This window comes from Paenibacillus sp. 05T425, assembly GCF_056396205.1.
Window position 1 is genome coordinate 483,105 of the sequence record NZ_JBFTLA010000004.1, and the last position, 26,519, is coordinate 509,623.

16 protein-coding genes and 2 pseudogenes are annotated in these 26,519 nt (G+C 45.9%); 15 read left to right on the forward strand and 3 right to left on the reverse strand.

Translation table 11 applies throughout. The annotated features are described in order from the left end of the window. The first annotated feature begins 163 nt into the window (after positions 1 to 163). The 10 genes from AC1DF0_RS11240 to AC1DF0_RS11285 all read left to right on the forward strand — a co-directional run bounded on the left by AC1DF0_RS11240 (position 164) and on the right by AC1DF0_RS11285 (position 17,522). Positions 164 to 3,901 (forward strand): CBM96 family carbohydrate-binding protein, encoded by a 3,738-nt coding sequence (locus AC1DF0_RS11240; RefSeq protein WP_477573957.1) that lies wholly within the window; start codon positions 164 to 166, stop codon positions 3,899 to 3,901. 35 nt (positions 3,902 to 3,936) lie between these two features. Continuing rightward, the gene (locus AC1DF0_RS11245) at positions 3,937 to 5,991 is read left to right on the forward strand and encodes a CBM96 family carbohydrate-binding protein (RefSeq protein ID WP_477573958.1); all 2,055 of its coding nucleotides are present in this window, start codon (positions 3,937 to 3,939) and stop codon (positions 5,989 to 5,991) included. Positions 5,992 to 6,014: 23 nt separating this feature from the next. Next, positions 6,015 to 6,932 (forward strand): peptidylprolyl isomerase, encoded by a 918-nt coding sequence (locus tag AC1DF0_RS11250; RefSeq protein WP_477573959.1) that lies wholly within the window; start codon positions 6,015 to 6,017, stop codon positions 6,930 to 6,932. Positions 6,933 to 7,376: 444 nt separating this feature from the next. Next, positions 7,377 to 8,147 carry an ABC transporter permease gene (locus AC1DF0_RS11255; protein ID WP_477573960.1) on the forward strand — a complete coding sequence of 257 codons (771 nt, stop codon included), beginning with the start codon at positions 7,377 to 7,379 and terminating at the stop codon, positions 8,145 to 8,147. A 21-nt stretch (positions 8,148 to 8,168) separates the two neighbouring features. After that, positions 8,169 to 9,047 (forward strand): carbohydrate ABC transporter permease, encoded by an 879-nt coding sequence (locus AC1DF0_RS11260; protein WP_477573961.1) that lies wholly within the window; start codon positions 8,169 to 8,171, stop codon positions 9,045 to 9,047. A 64-nt stretch (positions 9,048 to 9,111) separates the two neighbouring features. Further along, entirely contained in the window at positions 9,112 to 10,719 is a 1,608-nt protein-coding gene (locus tag AC1DF0_RS11265) for a type 2 periplasmic-binding domain-containing protein (RefSeq protein ID WP_477573962.1), read from the forward strand. A gap of 110 nt (positions 10,720 to 10,829) precedes the next feature. Then, the gene (locus tag AC1DF0_RS11270) at positions 10,830 to 13,031 is read left to right on the forward strand and encodes an AraC family transcriptional regulator (protein WP_477573963.1); all 2,202 of its coding nucleotides are present in this window, start codon (positions 10,830 to 10,832) and stop codon (positions 13,029 to 13,031) included. Between the two features lies 1 nt (position 13,032). After that, entirely contained in the window at positions 13,033 to 15,132 is a 2,100-nt protein-coding gene (locus tag AC1DF0_RS11275) for a DUF4962 domain-containing protein (protein ID WP_477573964.1), read from the forward strand. Between the two features lie 218 nt (positions 15,133 to 15,350). Continuing rightward, positions 15,351 to 16,382 (forward strand): glycoside hydrolase family protein, encoded by a 1,032-nt coding sequence (locus AC1DF0_RS11280; RefSeq protein WP_477573965.1) that lies wholly within the window; start codon positions 15,351 to 15,353, stop codon positions 16,380 to 16,382. A gap of 15 nt (positions 16,383 to 16,397) precedes the next feature. Next, a complete protein-coding gene (locus AC1DF0_RS11285; protein WP_477573966.1) occupies positions 16,398 to 17,522 on the forward strand; it encodes a glycoside hydrolase family 88 protein in 1,125 nt (374 codons plus the stop codon). A gap of 503 nt (positions 17,523 to 18,025) precedes the next feature. Here AC1DF0_RS11285 and AC1DF0_RS11290 read toward each other — a convergent pair. Further along, positions 18,026 to 18,403, reverse strand: a pseudogene (locus AC1DF0_RS11290) (transposase); the annotation flags it as partial. Positions 18,404 to 18,855: 452 nt separating this feature from the next. On the opposite strand from AC1DF0_RS11290, the gene AC1DF0_RS11295 reads away from it, so the two are divergent. After that, positions 18,856 to 19,308, forward strand: coding sequence for a hypothetical protein (locus AC1DF0_RS11295; protein WP_477573967.1), 453 nt, complete (start codon positions 18,856 to 18,858; stop codon positions 19,306 to 19,308). A gap of 194 nt (positions 19,309 to 19,502) precedes the next feature. Here AC1DF0_RS11295 and AC1DF0_RS11300 read toward each other — a convergent pair whose 3' ends face one another. Then, on the reverse strand, positions 19,503 to 19,628 hold the full coding sequence (locus tag AC1DF0_RS11300) for a hypothetical protein (protein WP_477573968.1): 126 nt from the start codon (positions 19,626 to 19,628) through the stop codon (positions 19,503 to 19,505). 58 nt (positions 19,629 to 19,686) lie between these two features. Between AC1DF0_RS11300 and AC1DF0_RS11305 the strand changes: the two genes are divergently transcribed. The 4 genes and pseudogenes from AC1DF0_RS11305 to AC1DF0_RS11320 all read left to right on the forward strand — a co-directional run bounded on the left by AC1DF0_RS11305 (position 19,687) and on the right by AC1DF0_RS11320 (position 21,108). Beyond that, positions 19,687 to 19,962 (forward strand): DUF7507 domain-containing protein, encoded by a 276-nt coding sequence (locus tag AC1DF0_RS11305; protein ID WP_477573969.1) that lies wholly within the window; start codon positions 19,687 to 19,689, stop codon positions 19,960 to 19,962. Positions 19,963 to 20,087: 125 nt separating this feature from the next. Then, positions 20,088 to 20,213: pseudogene (locus tag AC1DF0_RS11310) on the forward strand (hypothetical protein); the annotation flags it as partial. A 186-nt stretch (positions 20,214 to 20,399) separates the two neighbouring features. Continuing rightward, a complete protein-coding gene (locus AC1DF0_RS11315; protein ID WP_477573970.1) occupies positions 20,400 to 20,549 on the forward strand; it encodes a hypothetical protein in 150 nt (49 codons plus the stop codon). Positions 20,550 to 20,691: 142 nt separating this feature from the next. Further along, positions 20,692 to 21,108 (forward strand): hypothetical protein, encoded by a 417-nt coding sequence (locus AC1DF0_RS11320; protein WP_477573971.1) that lies wholly within the window; start codon positions 20,692 to 20,694, stop codon positions 21,106 to 21,108. A 152-nt stretch (positions 21,109 to 21,260) separates the two neighbouring features. Here AC1DF0_RS11320 and AC1DF0_RS11325 read toward each other — a convergent pair whose 3' ends face one another. Then, the gene (locus AC1DF0_RS11325) at positions 21,261 to 26,393 is read right to left on the reverse strand and encodes a DUF7948 domain-containing protein (RefSeq protein ID WP_477573972.1); all 5,133 of its coding nucleotides are present in this window, start codon (positions 26,391 to 26,393) and stop codon (positions 21,261 to 21,263) included. Between the last annotated feature and the right edge of the window lie 126 nt (positions 26,394 to 26,519).

Here is a 26,519-nt window from a genome sequence, read left to right on the forward strand (position 1 = left end):
CTATCCTTTCACGCTTTTTGATATTTTTAACCTAATGATGTTATTGAGAGTAAGAGAGTCAGCGTCATATTATAAAGCAATCAGATGTAAACGCTATCAACGTCAAGTTTCAAACAGTTGGTGTCGTATTATCTGCATCTTAATTATGAAGGGGGTATTTTTAATGAAAAAGGTAATGCTAATTTTTTTGTGTTTGTCATTTGCATTTGGAGTAAACGTATTTCCTGGTGCAACCGCACATGCTGAAGCTATATCCGGGAATGTGTACTACGTCGACCCCATCTTAGGAAGTGACGACAATAGTGGTACAAGCGAAGATCAGGCTTGGAAATCGTTAGACAAACCGAATACGACCGTCTTTCGGCCTGGGGACCACCTATTATTCAAAGCAGGCGGCGTATGGAATGGCCAATTGCGGCCATTGGGTTCAGGTGTGGAAGGGCAACCGATTATTATAGATAGGTATGGCGAGGGTGATAAGCCAATCATTAATGGTAACGGGACGATTGCTTCTGCTGAATCGGGAGCAGTTATGTTAGTTGATCAAGAGTATTGGGAAATCAATAACTTAGAGGTAACAAACTATAGCGAAACGGTCAAATCAAGCCGGGCAGGCATTCTGATCATCAGCAACAATAGTATAAAAAGTCATATTTATATTAGAGATACGTACGTACATGATGTAAATAGTGACAAGGATGGGAGCAAGGTTACAGGAGGCATTATTATTATCGGTGCCGGCGGTTTTCATGATGTACTGGTGGAGAACAATCACGTCAAAAACGTTGCCATCGAAGGAATTCGAAATGCAAACGGCTTGAACAAAATTAACACAGACATAGTCTTTAGAAACAACTATATAGAAGAAGTATTGGGTGACGGAATTGTACTCACTTCGATGAAATCGGGTGGCGTTGTTGAACATAACGTTGTAAAAAATTTCGCCAATACGAATGTCGGAAACCGCAATTATGCCGGTATTTGGGTATTTGCCGCAGATAATACAATCTTTCAGTATAACGAGGTGTTCGGTGGTAAGTACGGATATAATGACGGTGAAGCCTACGATATAGACCTATATTGCAATAATACACTCTTCCAATATAACTATAGCCATAATAACCGTGGCGGCTTTTCCCTATTTATGAATGGTTCTACGAACAGCGTATTCCGCTACAATGTCAGCGTAAATGACGGCAGTGATGCTGAAATTTTCTATTATGGTCCTAGTACTGCCGCTGAGGCGCCTGAAATTTATAATAATACGATTATTACGGGTCAATCTAGTAATACGAAAATTTTTAATGCCTGGAATGCCAATGCAACGATGAAGTTCTATAACAACATCATCTATGGCGGGAAAAACGTCAAGTTCTCCAACTTTGCTGCAAAAGGAAGTTTTGCTAATAATAGCGTGTATCCGTCGCATATTCTGGATACGAATGGTCCAACTACTCACCCCGGTCTGGTTACTGCAAATCCGAAGATTTCGAACCCATGGGTCGAGGTATTGGGAATCGAGAACACCAATGTGTATAAGTTAAGTTCGGATTCTCCATTGATCAATGCTGGAAAGGTTATAAGCAACAACGGCGGCAAAGATTATTTCGGTAATGTACTTACTGATGGGCTTCCGGATATCGGTGCACATGAATATACAAACGATCCTGGTCCTAAACCTGAACCGATTCCTGTTACATCCGTCATATTGAATAAAACCGAGCTGACCTTAATCAAAGGTGATTCCCATACGCTAAATGCAAGCGTGCTGCCTACTACGGTTTACGATAAAGAGGTAACTTGGAAATCAAGTGATCCAAGTATCATACAAGTCTCTCAATCCGGACAAGTCAAAGCTTTGGCACCAGGTCATGCCGTTATTACGGCTACTAGTAACCAAGATGAAGCGATCTCTACACAATGTGAGATTACCGTTACAGATACACCAGAAGGATTATTATTCGCTACTGAAGATGCCTTTGTGAGAGACGGATCTTCGGCGAACAGCAATTTTGGCAAGGAAGCATTATTGTATATTAAGAATGACGCTGCAGGTTATGCAAGAAAAGCTTATATGAAATTCGATCTTGGCTCATTGTCCCCCAAGGAGATTAAATCGGCGAAGCTGCGACTTTATGTTGATGTAGCAGATGGTAATCCCAACCGGACCATAAGCCTATATAAAACAAGCAATAGCTGGTCTGAATCGGCGATTACTTGGAACAATGCTCCTCAGGCCGAAGGATTGCTCGGGACCTTCCCCGTTGCGAATGAGTCACTAAAAAATTGGATTACAGTAGATGTTACAGATTTCATTCATGCTTCAAAGAACGAAGGACTAGTTTCTTTATTGCTTAAGAATGAAGCAGCCTATAGCCCTACAAGCGGAATTGCCAATATCCAATTTGGTTCTAGAGAAAATGATAATCGGCCACAACTCTTTATTGAATATGAAGATGAAACGTTACCCGGAGCGAATTTATTAATAAACGGCGGCTTTGAATTCAGTTCACTAAGCCCTGCACCTTGGACGTATTACAATGGAGTTCAAATCATGAGCGACCAGAACGTTCGAACAGGCAATAATGCATTGAAATTCAGCAATGCGATCTCTGGTCTGGAACAGGTCGTTCAAGGATTGACTCCAAATACGAACTACGTATTAAAAGGCTGGATGAAAAGTACAGATGTAAGCAATACCCAGAGCTTAGGTGTAAAAAATTACGGAGGCGTCCAGGTTAGTAAAAGTGTAGGAAGCCTGGAATATTCCGAAGCCAAACTCATATTTAAGACTGGGGCAACAAACACGAAAGCGACGATCTATTCCTATAAAGGATCCAACACGGGGAAATTGGCCTATGTAGATGATATAACGCTAGAACAATATGAGAAGCCGGCTGCCGAGAATGTGACCTTCACAACAAAGCAAAATCAGGCTTATGTCGGGAACTTAAACGTTACTCATGCAGACGGTGAAACATTGACTTATACACTCCTAACTGCCGGAGAAAAAGGTTCAGTAGTGATCAATGCATCCACAGGCAGCTTTACGTACACGCCAGATCTTGGAGTCATTGGAACAGATGTATTCACGGTTAAAGTCAACGACGGCATCGCAGACTCTGAACCGATTACCGTGACGGTTGATATTGTGGACGGGCTTCCTCCTGTTACAACGGATAATGCTGCTTCGGGGTGGCAGCAGAATGTTCAAACGGTATATCTGGACGCGAAAGATAATATTGCTGGCGCAGTACAAACATTTTACAGCATCGACGGTGCTCCATTCATCGAAGGAAACACGATTGTAATCGAGCAGGAAGGCGAGCATGAAATTCATTACTACAGCATTGACGCGGCGGGAAATCAGGAAGAAGTGAAGTCCAGCATTATAAAGATCGACCGGACTGGTCCGGAAATCATACCAACAGCACCACTAAATGTCTATCAGTCGGACACAGTTGCAATCAGTTTTCAGACCACGGATCAATGGAGCGGCGTAGTAGAGGTCACTGTAATATTGGATGGAGAGGTCATAAGCAATCAGACTACTCTTGAACCACTTGCGCTAACGTTGGGAGAGCATATCATTCAAGTTATTGCAGGAGATGAGGCGGGGAGCGAGACGGTTCGTGAATTCACTCTTAACATTATGATTGATGCGGATCGTCTGGATGATGTGTTGATGATCGGCTATAACAAAGGGTGGATTACCAATGCAGGCATTCTGCAAAGTCTGTTAGCGAAGGTGGAACAAATTCAAGAAAACTCAGAAAATGCATCGAATGAATTCAAAGCATTAGAGAACCATCTTCGTGCGCAGTCAGGCAAACATATTGAGGAAAGCTTTACACAGCTGCTCCTTGACGATATCGCATTCATCAAATCAATGAACCGTTAGTTTTAATAAAAATGAGTGCGAGGAGTTGGGATGTAATGAAAAGAAGGTCATTTCTGTCTAGTATCACATTGTTGTTCTTCATAGTCGCCACGTTTATTCCCGCTTTGAATGAGAAAGCATACGCATTGGGATCCACTTACTACGTAGATTCGGTTGCTGGAAGCGATACTAACGATGGGTTAAGTTCTTCTCAGCCTTGGCAAAGCTTAGCCAAAGTTAACGCAACGACTTTCTCGCCAGGAGATCGGATATTAATGAAATCAGGTTCAACCTGGAGCGGGCAGTTGGCTCCCAAAGGATCAGGAACAAGCGGGAATCCTATTGTGATCGACATCTACGGAGGGGCAACCAAACCAATCATCAATGGTAATGTAACTGGCGATGCTAACGGTTTATTTGCCGGAACGGTATACCTGTTCAATCAGGAGTATTGGGAAATCAACAACTTGGAAATTACGAATAACAGCACAACGGCAGGGAACCGATTGGGGGTTCAGGTCGTTGCTCAGGACTACGGTACAGCCAATCACGTGTATCTCAAAAATTTGTATATTCATCATGTAAAAGGCGACAATGGCAATAAAATAACGGGCGGTATTGCTATTCAAGTCTTGGGGGGAACCGTTCAAACGAAGTGGAATGACGTATTAATTGACGGGAACACAATTGCCTCTGTGGATCGCAGCGGCATTGTGACCAATTCAAGTTGGTGCAATCGGCATAATATTACGACTTGTTTAGGTGATTGGTATGCTTCAACGAATATTGTTATCCAGAACAATAACGTATCTGACCTTGGCGGTGACGGGATCGTCCCAAGGGTAACAGATGGAGCCTTAGTTCAGTACAACGTTGTTCATGATGCCAGTGTTCGTTCCGGTGTCGCGAACGTAGCGATCTGGGCGTTTGATGCAGACAATACCATCTTCCAATTTAATGAGGCGTATTTGACCAGAACGACCAAGGATGGGCAAGGTTATGACATAGACTGGGCTCAGGACGGTACGATATTCCAGTACAATTATAGTCATGACAATGAGGGAGGTTTTATTACCTTTGCTACGGATGGTTCGAAAGGGCCGACCACTACAAACGGCGTTGTCAGATACAATATTAGTCAAAATGATAAAACAAGATTGATTCAGATTGCAGGACCAAGCACGAATATGAATATCTATAATAATACGTTTTACCTGCCTCCAGGTTCGACGACAAGTCCGATCGTTGCTCAAGCATGGAATGGCGGGAATCCGGTGAGTTCCTATTTTTATAACAATATCTTCTATTTGTTAGGAAGTGGCGCTTGGACGGGGCTTCATTTATTTACGACGTTGGAATTTGATTACAATACATTCTATGGCGTGCATGCATCCGGCGAGCCTAGCGATGCGCATAAGCTAACAACAGATCCATTGCTCGTGAACGCAGGCTCTGGAGGGACAGGTCGCCTTACCGTGGACGGCTATAAACTTCGAACCGGCTCTCCGGCATTGGGATCGGGTGTGCTAATGGCGAACAATGGTGGTTTGGATTATTGGGGAAATTCAGTGTCCAACACGGCGAATCCGAACCGTGGGGCTTATAATGGAGCCGGCATTGTTGTAAATAGTACGACTCTGACACCCGCTGCAGATGCCTTCATCTATGATGGAAGCTCCGTTACGAACTATGGATCGGCATCTTATCTGCTTGTCAAAGACGATGCAGCGGGCTACAAACGTAGATCTTACTTGAAGTTCAATCTTTCAGGTATCTCTACTGTAAGTTCAGCAAAATTAAGGTTATACGGAAATAATACAACTGATGCAAATACGGTTTACGTAAAGACTTACGGAACAACGACCAACAGTTGGACGGAAACAGGAATTAATTGGAACAACGCTCCTGCTATTACGACCTCTTATCTATCATCGATTCCAATCAATAGTACGCCAGCTTATTACGAATTTGATGTGACAAGCTTTGTCCAGGCACAGTTGGCGAACGGTACGGTTTCACTGGTCGTACTATGCAATGTTCTTGACGGCAAATATATTCAATTTAATAGTAAGGAAGCTACCGTCAATAGGCCGCAATTAGTCATTCAATAAATACAAAAATGGGTGTGAGGTGCTTGAAGTTAAAGATCATATTGCTTCTATTTCTATCATGGGTTTGTATGGCAGCTACAGGCTGTTCTCAACAAACCTCCGTTCATATGAATACGGTTATTGCTCAAGTAAATGGAGAACCGATCGAGTATGGAGAATATGTGCGGGAGACTGGCCAGTACGATCTAACGAAGCAGAGTGACCTAAAAGAGGACGTATTAGATACTTTGATTCGTAGGAAGTTAGAACAAATATGGGCCAAACAAAAAGGAATGGTTAAGGAAATCGCTTATCATGATTTTGTTCAAGAGTGGAAGGAAGAAAACAAGCGAAGAAAGAAAGCGGTAGCAGACAAAGAAGTCATCTATGGCCCTGTACAATATGATGAACGTGGATATTTTGATTACATTCATACGAACATGGTTCATCAATTAAAAGAAACGTTAGGAAAAGAAGAATTTCAAGCGTCGGAAGATCAGCTTCTTTCTTTGTATGAGGAAATAAAAGATCAGTATTACAAAAAATCGGATTATATCAAAGTCCAAAAGGTGATGCTCGATCATATTGACGATGATTCATTGGAGGAAATGAAGCAAGTAAAAGCGGATTTGGACGCAGACTACGGATGGGAGAAATCAGTTAGTCGGCTTAGCGGAAATGGAATCCTATCCGAGCAAATTTTCAATGTAAATTCTGCGAGAGTTGATGAAGAGGTGAACCCGAAGCTTTATGCGGCTGCGAATCGTCTTCATGCAGGGCAGATCAGCGAGGTGATTGAAGAAAATCAAAACTTATTTCTTATTGTGTGTCTGGAAAGAAGAGATGAAGGTTATCAATCGTTCTCTGAAGTGAAGCAGAATTTGATGAGTCTATGGATTGACCAAAAATACAACGAAAAGCTGGCCCAGCTAATTAAACAAGCAGACCTTGTCATTCAATAGGAAATGGATGTCAAAAGGTACAGTCCCTCAACAAATTTGAGAGGACTGTATTTTTTGCTTTAAAATATTCAGCCTTTAAAGTTTCTAATCGTGTTATATGCATGAATCATGATATTTTTGTTCAGATAAGTCTGAATGCAATAATCATGATATTTTTTGCGGTATTTTGATATTGCTGTATATAGCTGTGGAGCCTAGTATTACATCGAGACATGTAATCGCTATCATAATTCGAATGGATTGAGGTGAACAGCATTGAGCTTGAATATGACAACAGAAAGTGAAACAAAGCTCAAACAGCATTCAAAACTAAGATCGGGGTTGAAACAATATTGGACTAATAAGTATCTATTTATAATGTTCATCCCTGTAATTGCTTACTATGTAATCTTTCATTATGCACCCATGTATGGCGTGCTGATTGCATTTCAGGATTACAAATTGTTGCAGGGGGTATCAGGAAGTCCTTGGGTCGGGCTAGCGAATTTCAAAGAATTGTTCTCAAGTGACTATTTTTTCAGCGTGCTTGCCAATACGCTCATCCTTAATTTCTATAAACTACTGATTGGTTTTAGCGCTCCAATTATATTAGCACTTATGTTAAATGAAGTTATGCATGGCTGGTTTAAAAAAGTCGTTCAAACGATAAGCTACATGCCGCACTTCCTATCCTGGATCGTTATTTCAGGATTGATTATCGAGTTTCTATCGCCAAGCCGCGGACCGATCAATATTATTTTGGCCCATTTCGGGCTAGAGCCGATATTTTTCATAACGGAGCCGCAATGGTTCAGAAGTATTCTAGTCTCATCGGATATTTGGAGAAATGTCGGCTTCTCGACGATTATATTCCTGGCTGCGATAGCCGGAATAAATCCTGAAATGTATGAAGCAGCGGAAGTGGACGGCATCAATCGCGTTCAGCGAATTTGGTTCATTACCCTTCCATCCATGGCTCCCGTTATCGTAATTATGCTTATTCTAGCTACTGGTTCCATTATTAACGATGACTTTGAGCAAGTGTTTAACTTGCTGAATGCAAAGGTTCTTGATGTTGGCGAAGTACTGTCTACTTACACATACAAAGAAGGCTTGACCCAAATGAATTTCAGTTATGCGGCAGCGGTCGGCTTATTCAAAAACGTAGTAGCGCTCATCTTAGTACTGACAGCTAACCAAGCGGCCAAAAAATTTACTGACGAGAGCATTCTTTAATTAGAAGAAAGGAGAGATAGCATGAAAATCCGTTTATCGCGGTTTGACCGGCTCTTTGTTCTATTTATTTATGTGATATTAGCTTTAATTACCGTCGCGTTTTTGCTGCCCCTTATGCAAGTGGTCACGATTTCTGTAAGTCCACCTGAAGTGGTCAATAAGTACGGTTTTCATTTTATTCCAACGAAGTTTGACTTCAGCGGTTATGCTGGTGTCTTTCAAAACGACTCTATATGGGTGGCATATAAAAATACGATCTTTCGAACAATCTCCGGAACGGCGCTCACTATTATGCTGACTTTTATGGGTGCGTATCCGCTTGCCAAAAAGAGTCTTCCACATCGTAAGTTTTGGACATTCTTTATTATGCTGACGATGTTCTTCTCAGGAGGTCTTATTCCTTCCTATTTGTTAATCAAAAATTTAGGGATGATGGACACGATATGGTCGCTAATTCTTCCAGGAGTCATCAGTACGTATATGCTCCTTGTAGCACGAAGCTTTTTATCCGCCTTGCCCGAAAGTTTGGAGGAAGCTGCAAAAATTGACGGGGCCAACGAATTGTTTATTCTGTTCAAAGTTGTGTTGCCGCTGTCTATGCCAATAATTGCAACCGTGGGGTTGTATTCTGCGGTATTCCATTGGAACGCCTGGTTCGACAGCATGCTGTATATTCAGGATGCGAGTAAGCAAGTGCTGCAGCTTGTCCTGAGAAATATTCTAATTACGGGCAGCGACCCACTGATCGAGCAAATGACCGGGGGGAACAAGCAAGTGATTAATACCGAGACCCTCAAAATGGCAGTGCTCGTTGTATCTATACTTCCTATTCTCTGCGTGTATCCATTTCTTCAAAAATATTTTATTCAAGGATCATTGATTGGCTCGGTTAAGGGTTAATCCTCGGTGATAAGCCGGGTTAACATAGCAACAGAAAATTCATTTATTGGGGGAATGTTTATCAATGAAAAAACTGACGAAGGTGCTAGTAACATCCGTGTTGGCAGCAAGTATGATCGCTGGGTGTGCCAACAATGCTAAGGACGATCAACCGTCTGGGAGTCCGGCCGCTGAGGCAACCGAAGGACCTGTTACGATTGATTATTTGGCTCACAATTCTTATGCACAAATAGCGGACGGAGCGAATAATCCTATTCAGAAGCTAGTTGAACAGAAGTTTAACGCCAAATTTAATATCTGGTATCTGGATGCCCAAAATCGTGAGGAAAGCTTGAACGTGAAGCTGGCCTCCGGTGAAATGCCTGATGTTATGACAGTGGTAGGCACATTGCCTAAACTGGTTGATCAGAATGTAGCCGCTCCTATTGATGAGGCATTGGTTCGGAAATTTGCGCCGACTTATGCCAAGTTCATTGATGATAATTACAAAGAGGCGTGGGACTTCGGCAAATATAATGGCCAGTTGTATGCGCTTCCTACGACGAATATCAACTCCAGCTACTCAACGGCTATTATTTGGCGGGACGATTGGCTCAAGAAAGTTGGCATCACGAAGACACCGGAGACAATAGAAGAAGTCGAGCAAGCGCTAATTAAATTTACGAATGATGATCCCGACGGAAACGGCGAGAAGGATACGTACGGAATGTCCGATTTTGCCATTCCAGCTATAATGGGCGCTTTCGGTCGTCCTGCCTGGGATGATATCAAAGCTGGAATTAAAGAACCTATTAAAGCGATTATGCCAGTACTTAAAGACGGGAAAATTGTGGTGGCAGGTATTCAACCGGAAATGAAAGATGCGCTTGCTCTATTGCAAAAATGGTATAAAGAAGGGCTGATAGATCCGGAGTTTCTGACGAGTGAAAATACAACGGGTTATTGGGCAAATTCACAAGCCTTTTTCAATAACCGTATCGGGCTGACGGGTAAAGGAATGTTCACGCATTGGCGAAATGAGCTTGATCCGGCCAGCCCGCAAGATCAAGGCGGCGGTCAATATATCGAGTTCAAGAAATCCCAGCCGAATGGGACATATACATTCGGAAAGGCACCTGTGGGTCCAAATGGCGCATCGGGTACGCCTCAATGGCAGTCATTTGGCAATTCAATTCTCTTTACGACAAAGGGGGTAAAAGATCCCCGTAAAGTCGAGACCATTCTTAAAATGATTGAAGCAAACTATACCGATAATGAGTACTGGCTGACACTTACGCAAGGAATTAAGGACCAGGATTGGAAAATGGAGAATGGGACATTCGTGACACTCGATGGGGATACAAAGACGCCGGCTGAAGTGAAGGGTCGCTTTATTTTTACCGTCGGACAAGCGCCTGACGAATGGATGAAGAAGAAAGATCCATTCCTCTACCAGTTTGCGGATAAAACAAAATCGACTGGCTATGAAGCAATACCAATGCCTGCCGTTGAGTCATTCTCAGAGTATGCTAATACGCTAGGCAAGCTGGAAGTCGAAACGTATTTGAAAATAATTACTGGAGAAAGCTCTATAGATTCTTTTGACGATTTCGTCCAAAAGTTCAAAAGCAGCGGTGGCGATCAGATCGAGAAAGATTGGAATGAAGCTTATGCTACTATGATCGGCAAATAGTGAATAGTGAGATGCATCCATGGGGGGATCTGATTCCTCCCATGGATGCAGCATTGATGACCGGCAGGGCTATGGTGTATAATCCGTGACAACTGAGGAGTGATAATTACATGAAGCGCTATATTCGAAACAACGAGTCGCTCGCTCGTCTCATGGCTTTTAACATCCTGCTTGTCGTCATCATCACGATTCTGCCGACTTTTGTTTTATACCAATATTTTATTTCAAACTATGATAAGGAATTAACGAAACTGAACTTGCAATCGGTTTCCCAATTCCGCAATTTTATGGACCAGAAGGTATTAAAGGATGTCTTCGATGTTCCAAATTTGTATTTTACAGATCTGGATAGTAATGAACCGTTAGTATATCCGCTCAAACATGATATTACTAAGGATTCTATGAGAATCTTGAATACCTCGGAGCAAATCTATGAGATTGTGAATCGAATAAAATATGTAGACTCCATAGATATTTATTATCGTAAAAATCAAGTTTTGTTCCAAAATACGAACGTATGTTTACTCCCATCAACCGGATGTTTACTTGGTTTCCGGGAAGATTGGCTTCGTGAATTTAATAATACGAATAAAATGATAGCATGGCTGACGAATGAAACCTCTGAATCAGGGAGTGCCAAAGAAATACTTACCTATGTTCGCAGCATACCTTATTTCGCACCTCTAAACAGCCGTCTAGGTGTCATCGCAATCAACTTGGATATAGATGATATCAGGAAAATGATGAGCGAATATAATTTTATGGGGGGGAGTCCTTTATTTGCAGTTACCGAGGAAGGGCAGTATATGATGGGGACGCAGGACGACTTGACATGGAGTCACTTGGATTCTGGTATCCGTCAGAAACTTCTTGGCGCTGTGGAAAAGGAAGGAATGATAAGGGCAGACGTAGATGGACAACCCAGCATAATTACCTACTCGATATCCGAGATTAATCAATGGAAATACGTTTCAATTACTCCGGTCGATGCCTTTTTCGGAAAATCTATTGCCATTCGCAACTGGATGCTATTAATAGGCAGCATGCTCTTTCTACTCAACTTGGCCGTTGCTGCTTGGATGACGAGAAAAGCTTTTAAGCCAATCAGGACGGAAATCGATGAATTAAAGCTGAATTTAGAAAGAAATAAGCCGGTTATTCGACATACTCATATAACCAAACTTTTGACGGGAAATACGACCATCAACGACCCCTTGATACCTAATATTAATTTGACTGGTGTTCAAATCAATAAGCCATGGATATTCTGTTTTATCATTCATCTCCATACCAAGGGGAATTCATATGAGCAGGTTATGATGCATGTGTACAGCCTCGTTCAAGAGTTAGAAGCCGATAATTCCCTTTGCCGTATATATGCCATTCAGGACGAGGACGAGCATATATCGGGTATTGTGAATTTCGAAGAAGTTGTTGAAATGGATCGCTTAATTTTACATATGACAACGATTCTGGATTCTAAGTTAAGCATGGGATATACGATAAGCGTAAGCAATCCTCACCTTGTTCATGAAACAAGCGTTGCAGAAGGGTACAAGGAAGCTAAGGCAGCTTTACCTTATGAGTTCCTTACATCTGAAGCAGTTATCCGTTATGGAATGCTGTCTATTTCAGAGCGGAAAGAATCGGGGCCTATACTTTCTTACCTTCAGAAAATGGAGGATGGTCTTCGTGAAGGGGATCGAGAGGAAGTACAACAGACCATAACCATGGTAGTAGAGCATCTAATCGGCAATCATTACACCGTAAATTATTGTAAATCCATTCTGGGCGATATTATTGTGTTAATCCGCAAAAGAATCCATGCGACGGGCAAAACCTCTGAACAAGTATTAGGTTTTGAGTTACATGAAAGTTTTAATCAATTACGCAACATGGAATCTTTCCCTGAGTGGATCGGCCCTATCGTGCAATTGGTCATTGATAAAACCCAAAGTGGAAAATTAAAGACGGATCCAGTTCTGCAAGATAGAATTAATCAATTAATTCAAGACAATATGAGCAACCAGCTTTCGCTCGATTTAGTTGCCGAGCATCTTAACATTTCACCCAACTACGTCAGCAAATTATTTAAGACGGTGATCGGTTCGACATTCACCGAGTATGTAACGGACATGAAATTAAAGCGGGCTATGGTACTCCTTATGGAAGATCGGTTGTCGGTTCAAGATATCTCTTCTCAGCTTGGCTACAACTCGACCCATCATTTCATTCGATTGTTCAAGGACAAGTATGGTCAAACGCCAAAACAATATCAAAAAATGCAAGAAAGAAGAGGAGACACGGAATGATATGCAGATACGAATGCTGGAAATAGACGATGTGAAAGAGTTGGCGGTGGGTGACAGCATTCAGCTAAAAGCCTATGTAATTGATCAGTTGAAAAATGTTGCTCGAATTTCATCGGATATTTCGTTTAAGAGCAGCCATCCCCATATCGCATTCATCCATGGATCAAGCGGTGAAATGAAAGGTTTGCAGCCAGGGGAAGCCTTATTAGAAGCCGAATATGAAGGCCATAAGTCTGTGACTAGGATTATGGTTAAGCCAGCGGTCCAGAAGCCGGAATGGTTAAAGAGATTAAGCACTGCACATCCGCGATTAATGGCGACATCCGAGGATTTTATCGTATTAAAGCAAAAAATCAATAGTGATCCCCAAGCTAAGCAATGGTATGAATCCATGAAAGGACAGACCTTGCAATTGCTTGTCGAGAAAATAGACATAAGCGTGGTCGATTCCCTAATTCAACGGATGACCATGCTAGCCCTCATGTACAAAATAGATGGCGATTCGGTCTATGCGGAGCGCGGCTGCCAGGAGCTTTGCCAGTTGGTGCAGCTAAAGAGCTGGACTCCAGATTTCTTTCTGGATACCTCATCTTACTTAATGACCTGCTCTATTGGCTATGACTGGTTCTACGATTTCTTGACAGAAGATCAACGTCATTTAATCCGTGATGCGATCGTCACGAAAGGATTAATTCCTGCCCGTACGATTTATCGTTATACACCTCATGCTCCATATGATCAGAATGACTGGCCATTACGTACGAATAACTGGAACTTGGTAAGTAACGGAGGGGTCATTATGGGAGCCCTGACTGTCGGAGAATATGAGCCTGCTATTGCGAATGAAGTACTTGAAGGCGCATTTCGTTCTATGCCTAGAGCGTTTGACAGTTTTGCCAAGGATGGAGGATGGAACGAAGGCGTTGCTTATTGGATGTATACCTGGGTTATGCTCTCCCGTGCTTTGGCGTCTCTCGATACGGCACTAGGAAGCGATTATCATGAGTTTGCTAGCTATGAAGGAATTAAAGACAGCGGTTATTTCCCAATCTACATGCTGGGTCCAACAGGCCAATATTTTAACTTCGCCGATTGCTTTACGGAACTGGATATACGCGACAATGAAGGAATATACTGGTTAGCGAATAAATTTAACCTGCCAGAATTAACAAAATGGAGGAACTCCAGAATCTCAGAAGCCGTGCCCCAATTTAAGAATCCGATGGAGCTGTTGTGGTATCAGCCTCGGCATATGTCCCTGAAATCGGACGATCTACCATTAGATAAGTATTACCGGGGTGTCGAAGCAGCTACGATGCGAAGCGCATGGAACGATACGAATGCTTTGTTCGTTGGTGTCAAAGCCGGTGATAATCAAGCTCCTCATGCCGAGCTGGATATGGGGACATTTGTATTGGATGCGCTAGGTGAGCGATGGATACAGGACAATGGTGAGGGGAACCGCAGGTGGCCTGATTTCTGGAATAAAACTCCGAGTGGAACCCGATGGAGCTATTACAAAAAACGAGCGGAAGGACATAATACGCTAGTCATAAATCCGCAGCCTGCTTTGACAGAGATGGACTCTAACCCTGATCAGGATCCTATGGCATCAGGTAACATCATACAGTTTCAATCGACATCAAGAGAATGCAGAGCAATCCTTGATATCACGAGTGCATACAAGAAAGATACCTACCGGGTTGAGCGCGAAATCTCACTGCGTAATAATCGCCAGCATGTAAATGTGACCGATTTAATTGAATTGAAAGAAGAAGGGGAAATTTGGTGGTTTATGCACGTTAATAGTAAAGCTAAGGCAGAGATCTTGGCGGATGGGCATACCACAATTCTAACCATTGGGAGTAAAAGGCTGCTCATTCACCTCGAATGTTCAGAGGCTGAAGCGAAGTTCAAGTTAATGGATGCTAAGCCGCTTCCGACATCTCCTAATCCTGATATTCAGTGGAAGGAACCTCAATGGACAGAACGCTCTACATTTATAGAGAATAACTTCCCGGAAAAGAAGCTGGCTATTCAACTGCATGGGAAAAAGATTGTTCGCTTATCCGTCTTAATGGTACCGCTCACCAGTGAATAAGGCATGCCTACGTGAGGAGACCTGAAACAAGGTTAATTATCTGAATGTTCAAATGTTTTTTACAAAGGTTTTATACTGAAAGTCGAGAACGGTACCTGCAATACCAAACTACCAGGAAGCTCAAACTCTAGAGTCGCTATGCAATCTTCGGTTAAATTCGAAACGCGGGCTATTAATCAGAATGAAACGACAAGACTGAGGCAAATGGAGTGAATAGGATGACAGCAAAAAGCTTATATGAACGAATGCTTCCTGCTCCAAAAGGTGGTGGGTTTGAAATGGCAGGATATTGGGTTTGGTGTGCCTCGGTAGTCCCAGGCGAGGATGGGCGATTTCATATGTTCGCCTCCCGATGGCCCAAGTATCTGCCGATGCATCCCGGATGGTTAGTTCATTCAGAAGTGGTTCGGGCGGTTTCCGTCACTCCGGAAGGACCCTACGAATTTGAAGAGATTGTCCTGCCTGCAAGAGGGGCTGAGTATTGGGATGGCCGTAGTACGCACAACCCCCACATTGTAAAGCATAATGGGAAATATCTCTTGTACTATATGGGGACGACTCACCCTTTTCCAGATGTACAGCCCGGAGAGGCGTACGGTCTAGACGATCCCCGCTGCATCGTAGCCAGATCGAATAAACGGATTGGATTGGCCGTTGCTGATAAAGTCGATGGCCCTTGGGAGAGGTTGGACGCACCAATTGTAGATGTCCGCCCCGGAAAGTTTGACAGTTATCTGACTTCTAATCCGGCTCCTTGTATCCATGAGGATGGTTCCGTCCTCTTAATCTATAAGTCACGAGCATATATAGGTCATACCTTCAGTGATATGTCACTTGGAGCGGCATGGGCTGATCATTATCGAGGCCCTTACCGTGTAATGAGTGAAGAGCCTATTTTCCCGCCATCGGAAGTCCATCTAGAAGATCCATTTATTTGGAAGACCAATAACGGCTATGAGATGATTGCAAAAGATATGAACGGGAATATAGGCGGTGAAAAACACGGGGGCATTCATGCCTATTCTCAAGATGGCTTGAGTTGGAGTATTGCGGACAACCCCAAAGCCTATTCACGAATTATTAAATGGGATGACGGAACGACACAACATATGGGGAATTTCGAAAGGCCGTTCCTGTTGTTTCAGAATGGGATTGCAACTCATTTGTTTGCAGCTACAGCTGATGGTAATGGGGAATTCGGTGGCAAGAACACATGGAACATGGTAATTCCTCTTGGAATAGAGAAATAGGAGTGAGGCGTACGTATGTGGAAACAAGCGATTGATGACGCGGTGAATAAAACGAGGGCTAATATTGAGCGCTTCGGCGATCGGTTCCCCCATGTCAGCGACAAGGGTGTGTACGCCTTGAATGAGAACGACGAATGGACCGACGGTTTTTGGTCCGGGCTATTATGGCTTTGCTACGAATATACGGGGGATGCGGTATTTCGGGATGCCGCGTGCAAGACGGTAGATAGTTTCCGCAAGCGACTGAATGAGCAGGTCGCCCTGAACCACCATGATATCGGTTTTCTATACTCGTTATCTTCGAAAGCCCAATGGATAATCGAAGGAGAGGAAGAAGCAAGGCTGCTTACGATCAGGGCTGCGAACCTATTGATGACGCGTTGGCGTGAGCAAGGACAGTACATTCAGGCCTGGGGAGCGGAAGGCGACCCCATCGAAGGCGGACGCGTCATAATCGACTGTCTGCTGAATTTGCCCCTTCTCTATTGGGCATTCGAACAAACGGGAGACACGAAATATCGGAGAGTTGCCGAGCTCCATGCGGAGAAGAGCAGAAGATACCTCGTTCGGGGAGATGATAGCTCCTATCATACCTTCTTCTTCGATCCGAAAACAGGGACTCCAATCGGCGGTTCCACGCATCAAGGTTACCAGAATGGATCGACGTGGACGCGCGGACAAGCATGGGGCATATACGGCTTCTCACTGTCATACCGCTATACTAAGAATAAGTCATATCTGGAGACTGCAAAAAGGCTTGCTTATTATTTTCTGCGCCATCTACCGGAAGATGCCGTTGCCTACTGGGACTTCGACGTACCTGTTACGGAGCAAACTCCTAGGGACAGCTCGGCATCGGCTATCGTCGCTGCCGGCTTGCAAGAATTAATAGAGCATTTAAGCGTGGAGGATCCCGATCGGGCGTTTTTTCGCGAAGCGTTGTATAAATCCATGCAGTCGTTAATCAAAGACTACTCAACGATCGGGGAGAACGATGCAGAAGGTTTATTGAAGCATGGTTCCTATCATGTCAGAGGCGGAATCGCAGCGGATGATTATATGATTTGGGGAGATTATTACTACCTTGAGGCATTGATGAGAATGGAGAAAGGGATTCCAGGCTACTGGTATAAGCGATGAGGCAAGAAAGAGCCGTAGGCAGCCAACAGTATATTCCTAATATATAGGGTTAGTAGTAGGAGTTGAAATGCCGTGCGATACCCAAGCCATCTTCCGCAAATCGAAATTTAATATGATGCTATTCAACGTCGATGGTAAGCTCCCTCGGTAAAATGTAGTTTTCTCACAAATGCTCGCTTATTCGTAGGAATCTCTCCAATGGATAAATCGCTATCCGGATAGAAGAGGCTATGAACTGTCAAAACTTGGCAACCAAAGCGCATGCGGGAACAGAAGGGGCGAGTTTTCGCTCCTTTTTTTACTGTCCTGTTGCACTTGCTCTACGTACCTCCGGAGGCTTTCACTCCCGGGTCAATGCCCTTTCATTCCTAAGCCTATCCGGTTGGTGGAGGCTGGTTTTCCTAACGGTACGGGTCTGTGCTCTTTTACTTAACGAAATCCGGTACTCCGTGCAGTCTTGAGATCTTTCGAATAAGCCAATTTTCGTGCTAACTGAGAAGCGGCTAAGCAGCTTGTTTCATAGGATGAGCTCGATCCGGTTCGTAAGCTTCACCACTTTGTGCCATGGCAACCAATAGGCGAGCCAGCTTGCAGCAAAGCTTCATCACTGAGCGCATCGGCTTCATGTTTTTCGTCTTCTCATTCACTTCGTGCTGTCGTTTAAACGATACATCGTTCATGATGAGGGCTATGGTTGCCATGAACAGGGCATGCCGAAGCCTTGGTCGGCCACGTTTGCTGATGGACATCTGGCCCTTCCATTTGCCTGAGCTCGCTTCAGCTAGATTGAGGCCGGCATGCCGCAGCAATGCATTACCATGTGCATAGCCGCTGAGGTCGCCAGCTTCACCCAGAATGCCGGCGACTGACAGGATGCCCATACAGTTCAACAGCCGGTCAATTTTGACCGGCTGCTGACGTTTCTCAACCACTGGGCAGAATTCACCCAATGAAACAAACAACAAAAAAATACGTGGATCAGTACATAGCTTGATTTTTGTTCGGCCGCTAAGCCGGTTCGAAGAGCGAGGAGAAAGAATTGATTCATGTATGTATAGAAGTTCTTGTCATTTTTGTATAGAAGTTATCGTCGTCTGATAATCATCAGCTTTCGGCAGCGAGAGAAGGCGAACCAAGAAATCTATTAAACTTTCAACAAAATGTCCGTTTTGTAGAATGATAGACGGGAAAACTGCTTTGGTATAATAAGCATATTCCTTAATACTAATGTTGTTGAGCTGAATCTATTGAAAGTTACGGCTGCTAATCATCCAGGATTAAATAATTTATTGATGAATTTAAAGAAAGTTGCAAATCGTCCTGACGTTGAGCTTTGATTGTTCAGGATCAATCACTAAATGGTGCAGCAATTAATAGTAAAAAGATAACACTGTCTGATTCACTGGTTAACCTATATTCAACCCACCAACATGTTGTCCATTACATGCTGGCTCATGAATTTATTCATTTAATACATAAAGAATACGGTACTCTTAAGAATGCATTTATTAGAGTAGGTGGTTATGTTCTAGGAAACAGATATCTCCAGGCAATAGTCTTATTACAAGAAATTAGGGCTGCAATTGATGAGAATAAACTCGCTAATTTGACACCTAAGCAAATCCAGTCAGCACAGATAAAACTACATATAAAAATAAACGCAAGCAGATATTTTATAACAAACATGGCTATCCGAGTCGAGTTCAAATCATCAGGTTTTCAAATAAATATCAATCATTTAGCTCTGCTGCAGCTGACGAAATTTAGCAAGATTATTTTAATGTAATAGAGTAAGTAAGTTCAATATTCTAATTACTAGGTTGTTTATAAAACTATTTTTTAAATAGTGAAAGTTTATGTAGGAACCATGAAATCCAATGGTGATAACCCCGCAATAACTTGGGCAATTTTAGATGACTGGGCCATTATAACGCAGTAGATAGCCGAAGGCTCTTGGAAATTATTCAGATAATCGGTTCATTAAAGTCTGCTGAGTGATCCGCTGCTCGGATTCGACCAGACCATCCCGAATCTCGCAGTCGGGCAGAGCTTCGAGGTCTCTATCCCGTTCACGGTGCCGTAGGACGCATCGATCGGGTCGGACATCGTTAACGAGCTCACTGTCACTTCGGTGGAGGCAGGAACGCAGCAGGTGGTATCGACGGTGACGATAGCGGGCACCGGACTATCCGTGCTGAAGGAGGCTGATCGGGCGTTAGCTGCACCGGGAGAAACGATCAACTATACTCTGACAGTGGTAAATCTGCTTGCGATTCGTCAGACCAATGTCGTGCTGAGCGATCCGCTGCTCAGCATAAGCGAAACGGACGCAAGCCTTCCTGCGAACGGAACGATTACTCTGACGGCATCATTTACGGTACCGGCGGATGCGGCAAATGGCAGCGTCATAATAAACACGTTCACCGCCGTTTCCGATTAAACGCCGCTGCAGCAGACTAAGGACGAGGTTGTCGTAAGGTCTATTCCAGGGGCGGAGACGAGCTTGTTGCCCTTAAGCTGCCGGACCACAATGAGGCGGAGCCGGGAGAGACGGTAAGCTATACAATTGAAGTAACGAACACGGGAAGCAATCCGGCCACGAACGTCATTGTAAGGGATTCGCTAACCGGCACGCTGGGGACGATCCCGGTCATTGCGCCGGGGGAGTCGGCTGTAGTTACGTTCAATTTCACGATCCCGGTCGCAGCGGTGCAAGGGACTGTATTCGCGAACCGTGTAACGGTGACATGGCCGGAGCAGCCCCCAGACTCTTTGCCGGTACAAAGCGAGGCGCGCGTCATTGTTGCCATGTCAGTTGTACCACCTGAAATTTCTTTGGTGGTTGATCAGGGAATAGTACCGCCAGGAGGAACCGTCTTGAAAACGATCACGATCGCGAATGTCTCGAACCAAACATTGACAAACATTCGTGTCATAGATTCGCTGCTCGGCTTTGACACGCAGGTTCCGTCACTTGCTCCAGGGGAAAGGCGTGTACTCACGCTGCCGTTCGCGATCCCGGCGTGAACGCACGGTGGGGCGGTGTTCCAGAACACCGTCACCGTTTTCTCCAACCAGACGCTGCTACAGCAGGAGATGGTCTTGATCCGAGCAGAGTCTCTGCCAGATGCCGTTCTTGGGCACCTCAGGTAATATAAGCACCTTGATCATGGAAAACGGATCGATTACCGGCAACACGGCACAAAACGGCGGCGGTATCCATACAGGGAGCACGACATATAGCAATCTAACCACCGGAAGCGGTGCTGCGTTTAGTAACAATACGGCATCAACTGCATTTGTCCCATTGGCCAACGCAGCAGTTTTGCATCCCACTATCCTTTTCGCCAGTGCCAGCATTGCCAATCATCCGCTCAACAACTACGATATTAACTTTATAAGTATATATAAGATCTATGGCGGGTTTGGGAAAAATATCGAGCCTGTTAGCGTGCCCGGCGGAACGGATACTGTACTGTCGCTGGAGCGGAAAAACGAAGCAAAAGAGCAGCGCATAGATAATCTTGTACTTGAGCTGGAGCACTTGAATACTGAATGCGCAAGGTTGTACGTATTGGAAAGATAGATTAAAAAGTTAGCGCACCTCGAGGCGAATGCAGGCTGGAAATTGAAAGGTAAAGGAAGAATTAACGGGAACAGAGGTCCCCTCAAGCGATGGACTGGACCGAAAAGCTCATAGATAATCGCCCGTTCACCATCGGTGAGCGGGCGATTTTATTACTCCTCTTCCTCCGGGATAACCGTTACCGACGCACTTGCCTCGCGAGTCGGTCCGTTATCCGATACAAGCATTACTGAATTAACGACGATGGTGTCTTCCTCGACATCCGGAAGGACGAACGGTACTCTCAGCGTCTCGCAGGCTCCGACTTCGAATCGCACAATTAGAACTTGTATGCCGAGCAACGGGTCGGTCAGCCGCGCGTTCAATAGAGGAACATTCCCCGTGTTGCAGGCCCGAATGGTAAAAATTACGGTATCCCCTGGTTTTCCGGCCGGACGGTCGACCGTTTTGGTCAACGACGATTCCGGGTGCGACTGCACCTCTACGGTGACCTCTTGCTGCTGAGGTGGCGTCTGGTCAGGGGAAATCGTTACGATGTTCCGGAACTCCGTTCCGCCTACCGTGCCGGGAGGTACCAGGAGCTGCAGCCTGAACACTCGACTCTCCCCGGATACAAGCGAAGGAATAATCGTGCGGAAGCCGACCAACTGATCAAAGACGTTTACGTTCGTCAGTGTTATGCCCGTAGTGTTCTTTACGGTGATCGTCTTAATTACGGTCTCGCCCGGATTCGGTGAATCCGGCGTAGCTTCGACATTCAGTTCCGGCAGCTCAGCGGGAATGGCAACGTCTACCCTCACCTCGTCCTCTACGGGCGGCGTACCTGGAGGCTGCTCGGTCCAAGTCACTGTGACTCGGTTAGCGATCACTTGCCCTTGCGGAGTACCTGCCGGAACCGTAAACGAGAACTGCACCCTTTCGGTCGCGCTTGGCGCGATGACCGAAATCGTGAGCTGTTCGCCGGTGAGCGAATCGCGTACGACAACGTTGGTCGCCGGAATTGTGCCCGTATTCGTAACTTCGACGGTATAAAGAATCGTCTCGCCCGGTTCCGCGGTAGTCCGATCCGGGATTTTGCGAACTGCGAGAGTCGTCTCTACGGCGGGACCGGTCTCGACGATCACTTCGGCAATCGTCTCCACTTGCGGCGATTGATCCGAGACGGCTATGAATGTATTCCGAATGACGCTGTCATTCGGTGCACCCGTGGGAACGGTGAACGTCAACGTTCGGGTAATCGTTCCATTCGCAGGCAATTCTGCGATCGTCTCGTTAAACCCTAGAAGTTCGTCGGTCAGCACGACATTCGTCTGCGGAGTATCCAGCAAGTTCGTAACAGTCAGCGTATACGTAATTATTTCACCCGGCGCGACCGTATTGCGATCAGGCACCTTCTGGATCAGAAGCGACGGGCCTGGGGGAGCTTGCACGAGTACCTCGGCAGATGACTCGAGGTCCGGCGATTGATCCGAGGAGACGGTGAACGTATTTCGAATGCTGCTGCCTAGCTGGGCGTCTGCGGGGACGATGAACGTCACCGTTCGGGTAATCGTTTCGTTCGCCTGCAGGAAGGGAATCGTCTCGCTCAGTCCGAGCAGCGTGTCGGTCAGGAAGACGTTCGTCAGCGGAATGTTCAACAAATTCGTTATAGTTAGTGTATAAGTGATCGTCTCGCCAGGCGAAGCCGTATTGCGATCAGGAAGCTTTTGGATCAGAAGCGCCGGGCCTGGTGGCGGGATCACGACAACCTCGGCGATCGTTTCCTGCTCCGATGTTTGATCAGAGATGACCGTAAACGTATTTTGGATGACGCTGCCAATCTGTGTGTCCACGGGAATGGTGAATATCACCGTTCGGATAACCGTTGCATTCGCAGCGAGGACGTCTATCACCTCGTTCAGCCCTAGCAGCGCATCGGTCAACACGACATTCGTCTGCTCCACATCCAGCAAGTTCGTTACGGTCAGCGTGTAGGTGACCGTCTGGCCCGGTGCAACGGCCGGAAGGTCCGGCACCTTCGTCAGCGTCAGCCCGAAACCCGTTACCGTAACCGACGATTCCGCTTCCTGGGTTCCGCCCTCATTCGAAGTTACGCTAACGATATTGAAGATTGCCGATCCGATTGGGGTATCCTGCGGGATGGTGAAGGCAAACACAAGCTGGCGTATTTCCCCTACTGCCAGATCGGCTTCGAAATGATCGATACCAAGCAGCGGATCGAGGATCCGAATGCCTGTCAGCGGTACGTTGCCGATATTCTCCAGCGTGATCGTATACTGGATCGTCTGCCCGACCACCGCGGTGGCCGTCTCCGTAACCTTGCTGATCCCAAGGCGCGGATCGTTAAGCACCGTCACATCCGTGCTGCCGAATACGGGATCCGTTTGATCACTAGTGACAACCGCAGAATTCGTAAACGTCTGTGGTTGCATTTCCAGCTCGACGAAGAACGGTATCACGAAAGTCTCGCTTTTTCCGGACGGAAGAAAAGGAATAATGACGTCGAATCCGGTAAGATCGTCCGTCACATGAACGTTGGCGAGGTCCGTATTTCCGGTATTGAAGACTTCGATCGTATAATGCACCGTTTCTCCCGGAAAAACGACGTTCCGATCTGCCGTCTTCGCGATATCCAGTCTAGGAACCGGCAGCACCTCGACCACCGTGCCAAACTCCTCTGGATTGGGCAGATTGTCTGCGGTAACCGTCACGATGTTGGAAATCGTCAATCCAGCCTGTGCATTCTCGGGAATGACGAACGGCCAATCGATGCTGAAAATCTCCCCGATGTAAAGAACGTTAATAAACTCATCAAGTCCGATAAGCGGATCGACGATGTGAACATTGAATAATTCGACATCGCCTTGATTCACGAGCGTAATCGTAAAGATAACCGTATCCCCCGGTGCGGCGGCGGACGGATTTACCGTCTTGGTAGCTGCCAATGCAGGTGATGCCGTTACAAGAATTTCCGTCTCCCCGGTAAGCGGCTCGCCGAATTGATCGGAGGTGACTGAGACCGTATTTCTGAGCAGCCCGAATTCCGCGTCAATAGGAACAATGAAATCAAATTCCAAAATGTGAACCGAGAAGGGAGGGATTTCAGGAATAATCTGAATGATTCCGAGCGTCTGATCTTCAACGACTACGTTCGTAAGCGTTGTGGCGCTTGGGTTGTGGATTTCGATAAAGTATCTTACCTGCTCGCCGCGACGCACCTCGAAGCGGTCCGTAAACTTTTTGATCTCCGTCCCCAAGCTCAAACAGAGTCTGATGACGAAGGCATCACTGTCTCCACGCAAAAACGGCTGAAAGCCGCCAGTGACCGGGAAATCGAAAGAGAAGGTTTGGCCGGTCACGAAAACGCAGCCTGTATTGTCAACGGCAATGGCATTCCCGGTGTCGCTTGAGCTGCCGCCGAAGTATGTGGAGAACACAAGCTCGTTGCCCATGATGTTGAGTTGCGTAATGAAACCATCCCCGGCGCCATGAAGGAACGGCTGAAATGCGTCAGGAGTGACGGGGAAATTAAACGATGTGGTGCTTCCCGTCACATAAGCGAGGCCTGTGCGCACCGCGATGCCGTTACCTGCATCCGACTCGCCCCCGCCAAGAAAGGTGGAATAGACCTGATAATTGCCGTCGGTACTTAATTTTGTTACAAAGGCGTCGGAGGACCCGCCGCCATAGAAGGGCTGAAATGCTCCCGGCGTAGCCGGAAAATCAAAAGAAGTGGTACTCCCCGTCACGTAAGCCTGGCCTAGCTCGTCGACGGCGATGCCATGCCCCTCGTCGTCGCCGTTGCCGGTAAGGAAGGTCGAATACCCAAGCGCGAACCCGAGGGGCTCCACTTTCGATACGAACGCCCCGATGACGCCCGTAAGATTGATTTGGAACGCTCCCGGCGTGGTAGGAAAGTCCACGGAGGTCGTTAGACCCGTCACGTAAGCCTGGCCTGCGCCGTCTACCGCAATGCCGCGCCCCTCATCGATGCCATGGCCTCCCAGGAGCGTGGAATACTCAAGCGCACTGCCGTCAGGATTAAATTTTGTAACAAAAGCATGCTCATTCGCGATAAACCCTTGAAATGCGTTGATGAGGGGGAAGTTGACGGAGGATGTACCTCCCGTAACATAAGCGCTACCCGTGTTATCGACAGTAATGCCGAATCCGGTATCGACACCCTCACCGCCAAGAAACGTTGAATATACGAGGAAGCTGCCGTCCGGACTTAGCTTGGTTACGAACGCATCTTGGGCTCCGCCGATGTCTGTCTGAAAAGCTCCCGGCGTCGTAGGGAAATCGGGGGAAAGGGTCTGTCCCGTCACATACGCTTGGCCGGAATCATCGACCGCAATGCCGCGTCCTAGATCAAAGCTGTTGCCGCCGATAAATGTGGAATACTCGAGAAAGGTGCCGCTGGAATTCATTTTCGAGACAAACGCACTGGAAGATCCGTCTTTGCCAGGTTGGAATGCGCCAGGGCTGATTGGGAAATCAAGGGATAAGGTTTGCCCCGTCACATAGGCATTGTCCTGATTGTCTACCGCGATGCCAAAGCCGATATCCGTGTCGCTTCCGCCAATATAGGTGGAATAAAACAATACAAATGGATCAATGACGAGCGGATGGTCCGGATGATACCCATCGCCGACCTCGAAGCCAAAGACGCAAGCCTCTTGGTCCCCCAGCAATACGAATCGGCTGTCCACCGGAACCCTGCGACCGTCAATTTCCTGATAGCTGACGGGCCTCTCCTCCGTTAGAATGCCATGCGAGGTATGAATTTGAAGATTACCATCTTCGCTCAAAGACAACTCATCTGCACCGCGGTAGACGAACCGGATATCGTCAAGTCTGGCTCCGGGCTGAACCACGACATCGTATTTGAATATTCCGTTGTCCCCATAGAGGACCAAGTCGATTCCCGGCCATAGTTCCCGATAGACAATTTCCCGATAGGTTGGCACACCGGTATGCCATTTCTCCGGATCGTTGCCAATAAAATAATTGACTTTCTCCGCGTCTTGGCGACGCCCCTCGATTTGCACGGCGGCGTTCGCGCCTAGAAATCGCAAGAAGAGCGCTATCCCCTCCCGCCGATCGGGCGTATTCTTCGTGAGAATAAACCGAATCTCCGCGGTGGAGAACCCGATATTAACTCCGGGCTTATGCGATAAATAGCGGATATCCCCGCGCGTTTGACCTACATTTTCCGTGAAAGTTAGCGGAACATTCGAATAGCCCCCGATAGGCGTCTGACGCTTCGTCTCGTTTGGTATCATGACGTCCCCTCCCGTAATTTCATGGCTCACCAGTAAACAGTCGATATATTCATTTATGCGCTGGGCGTTTGCATAATACATATCCAAGCTTATAAATTTGCTTTCTCTTACGCTGATTGCAGACAT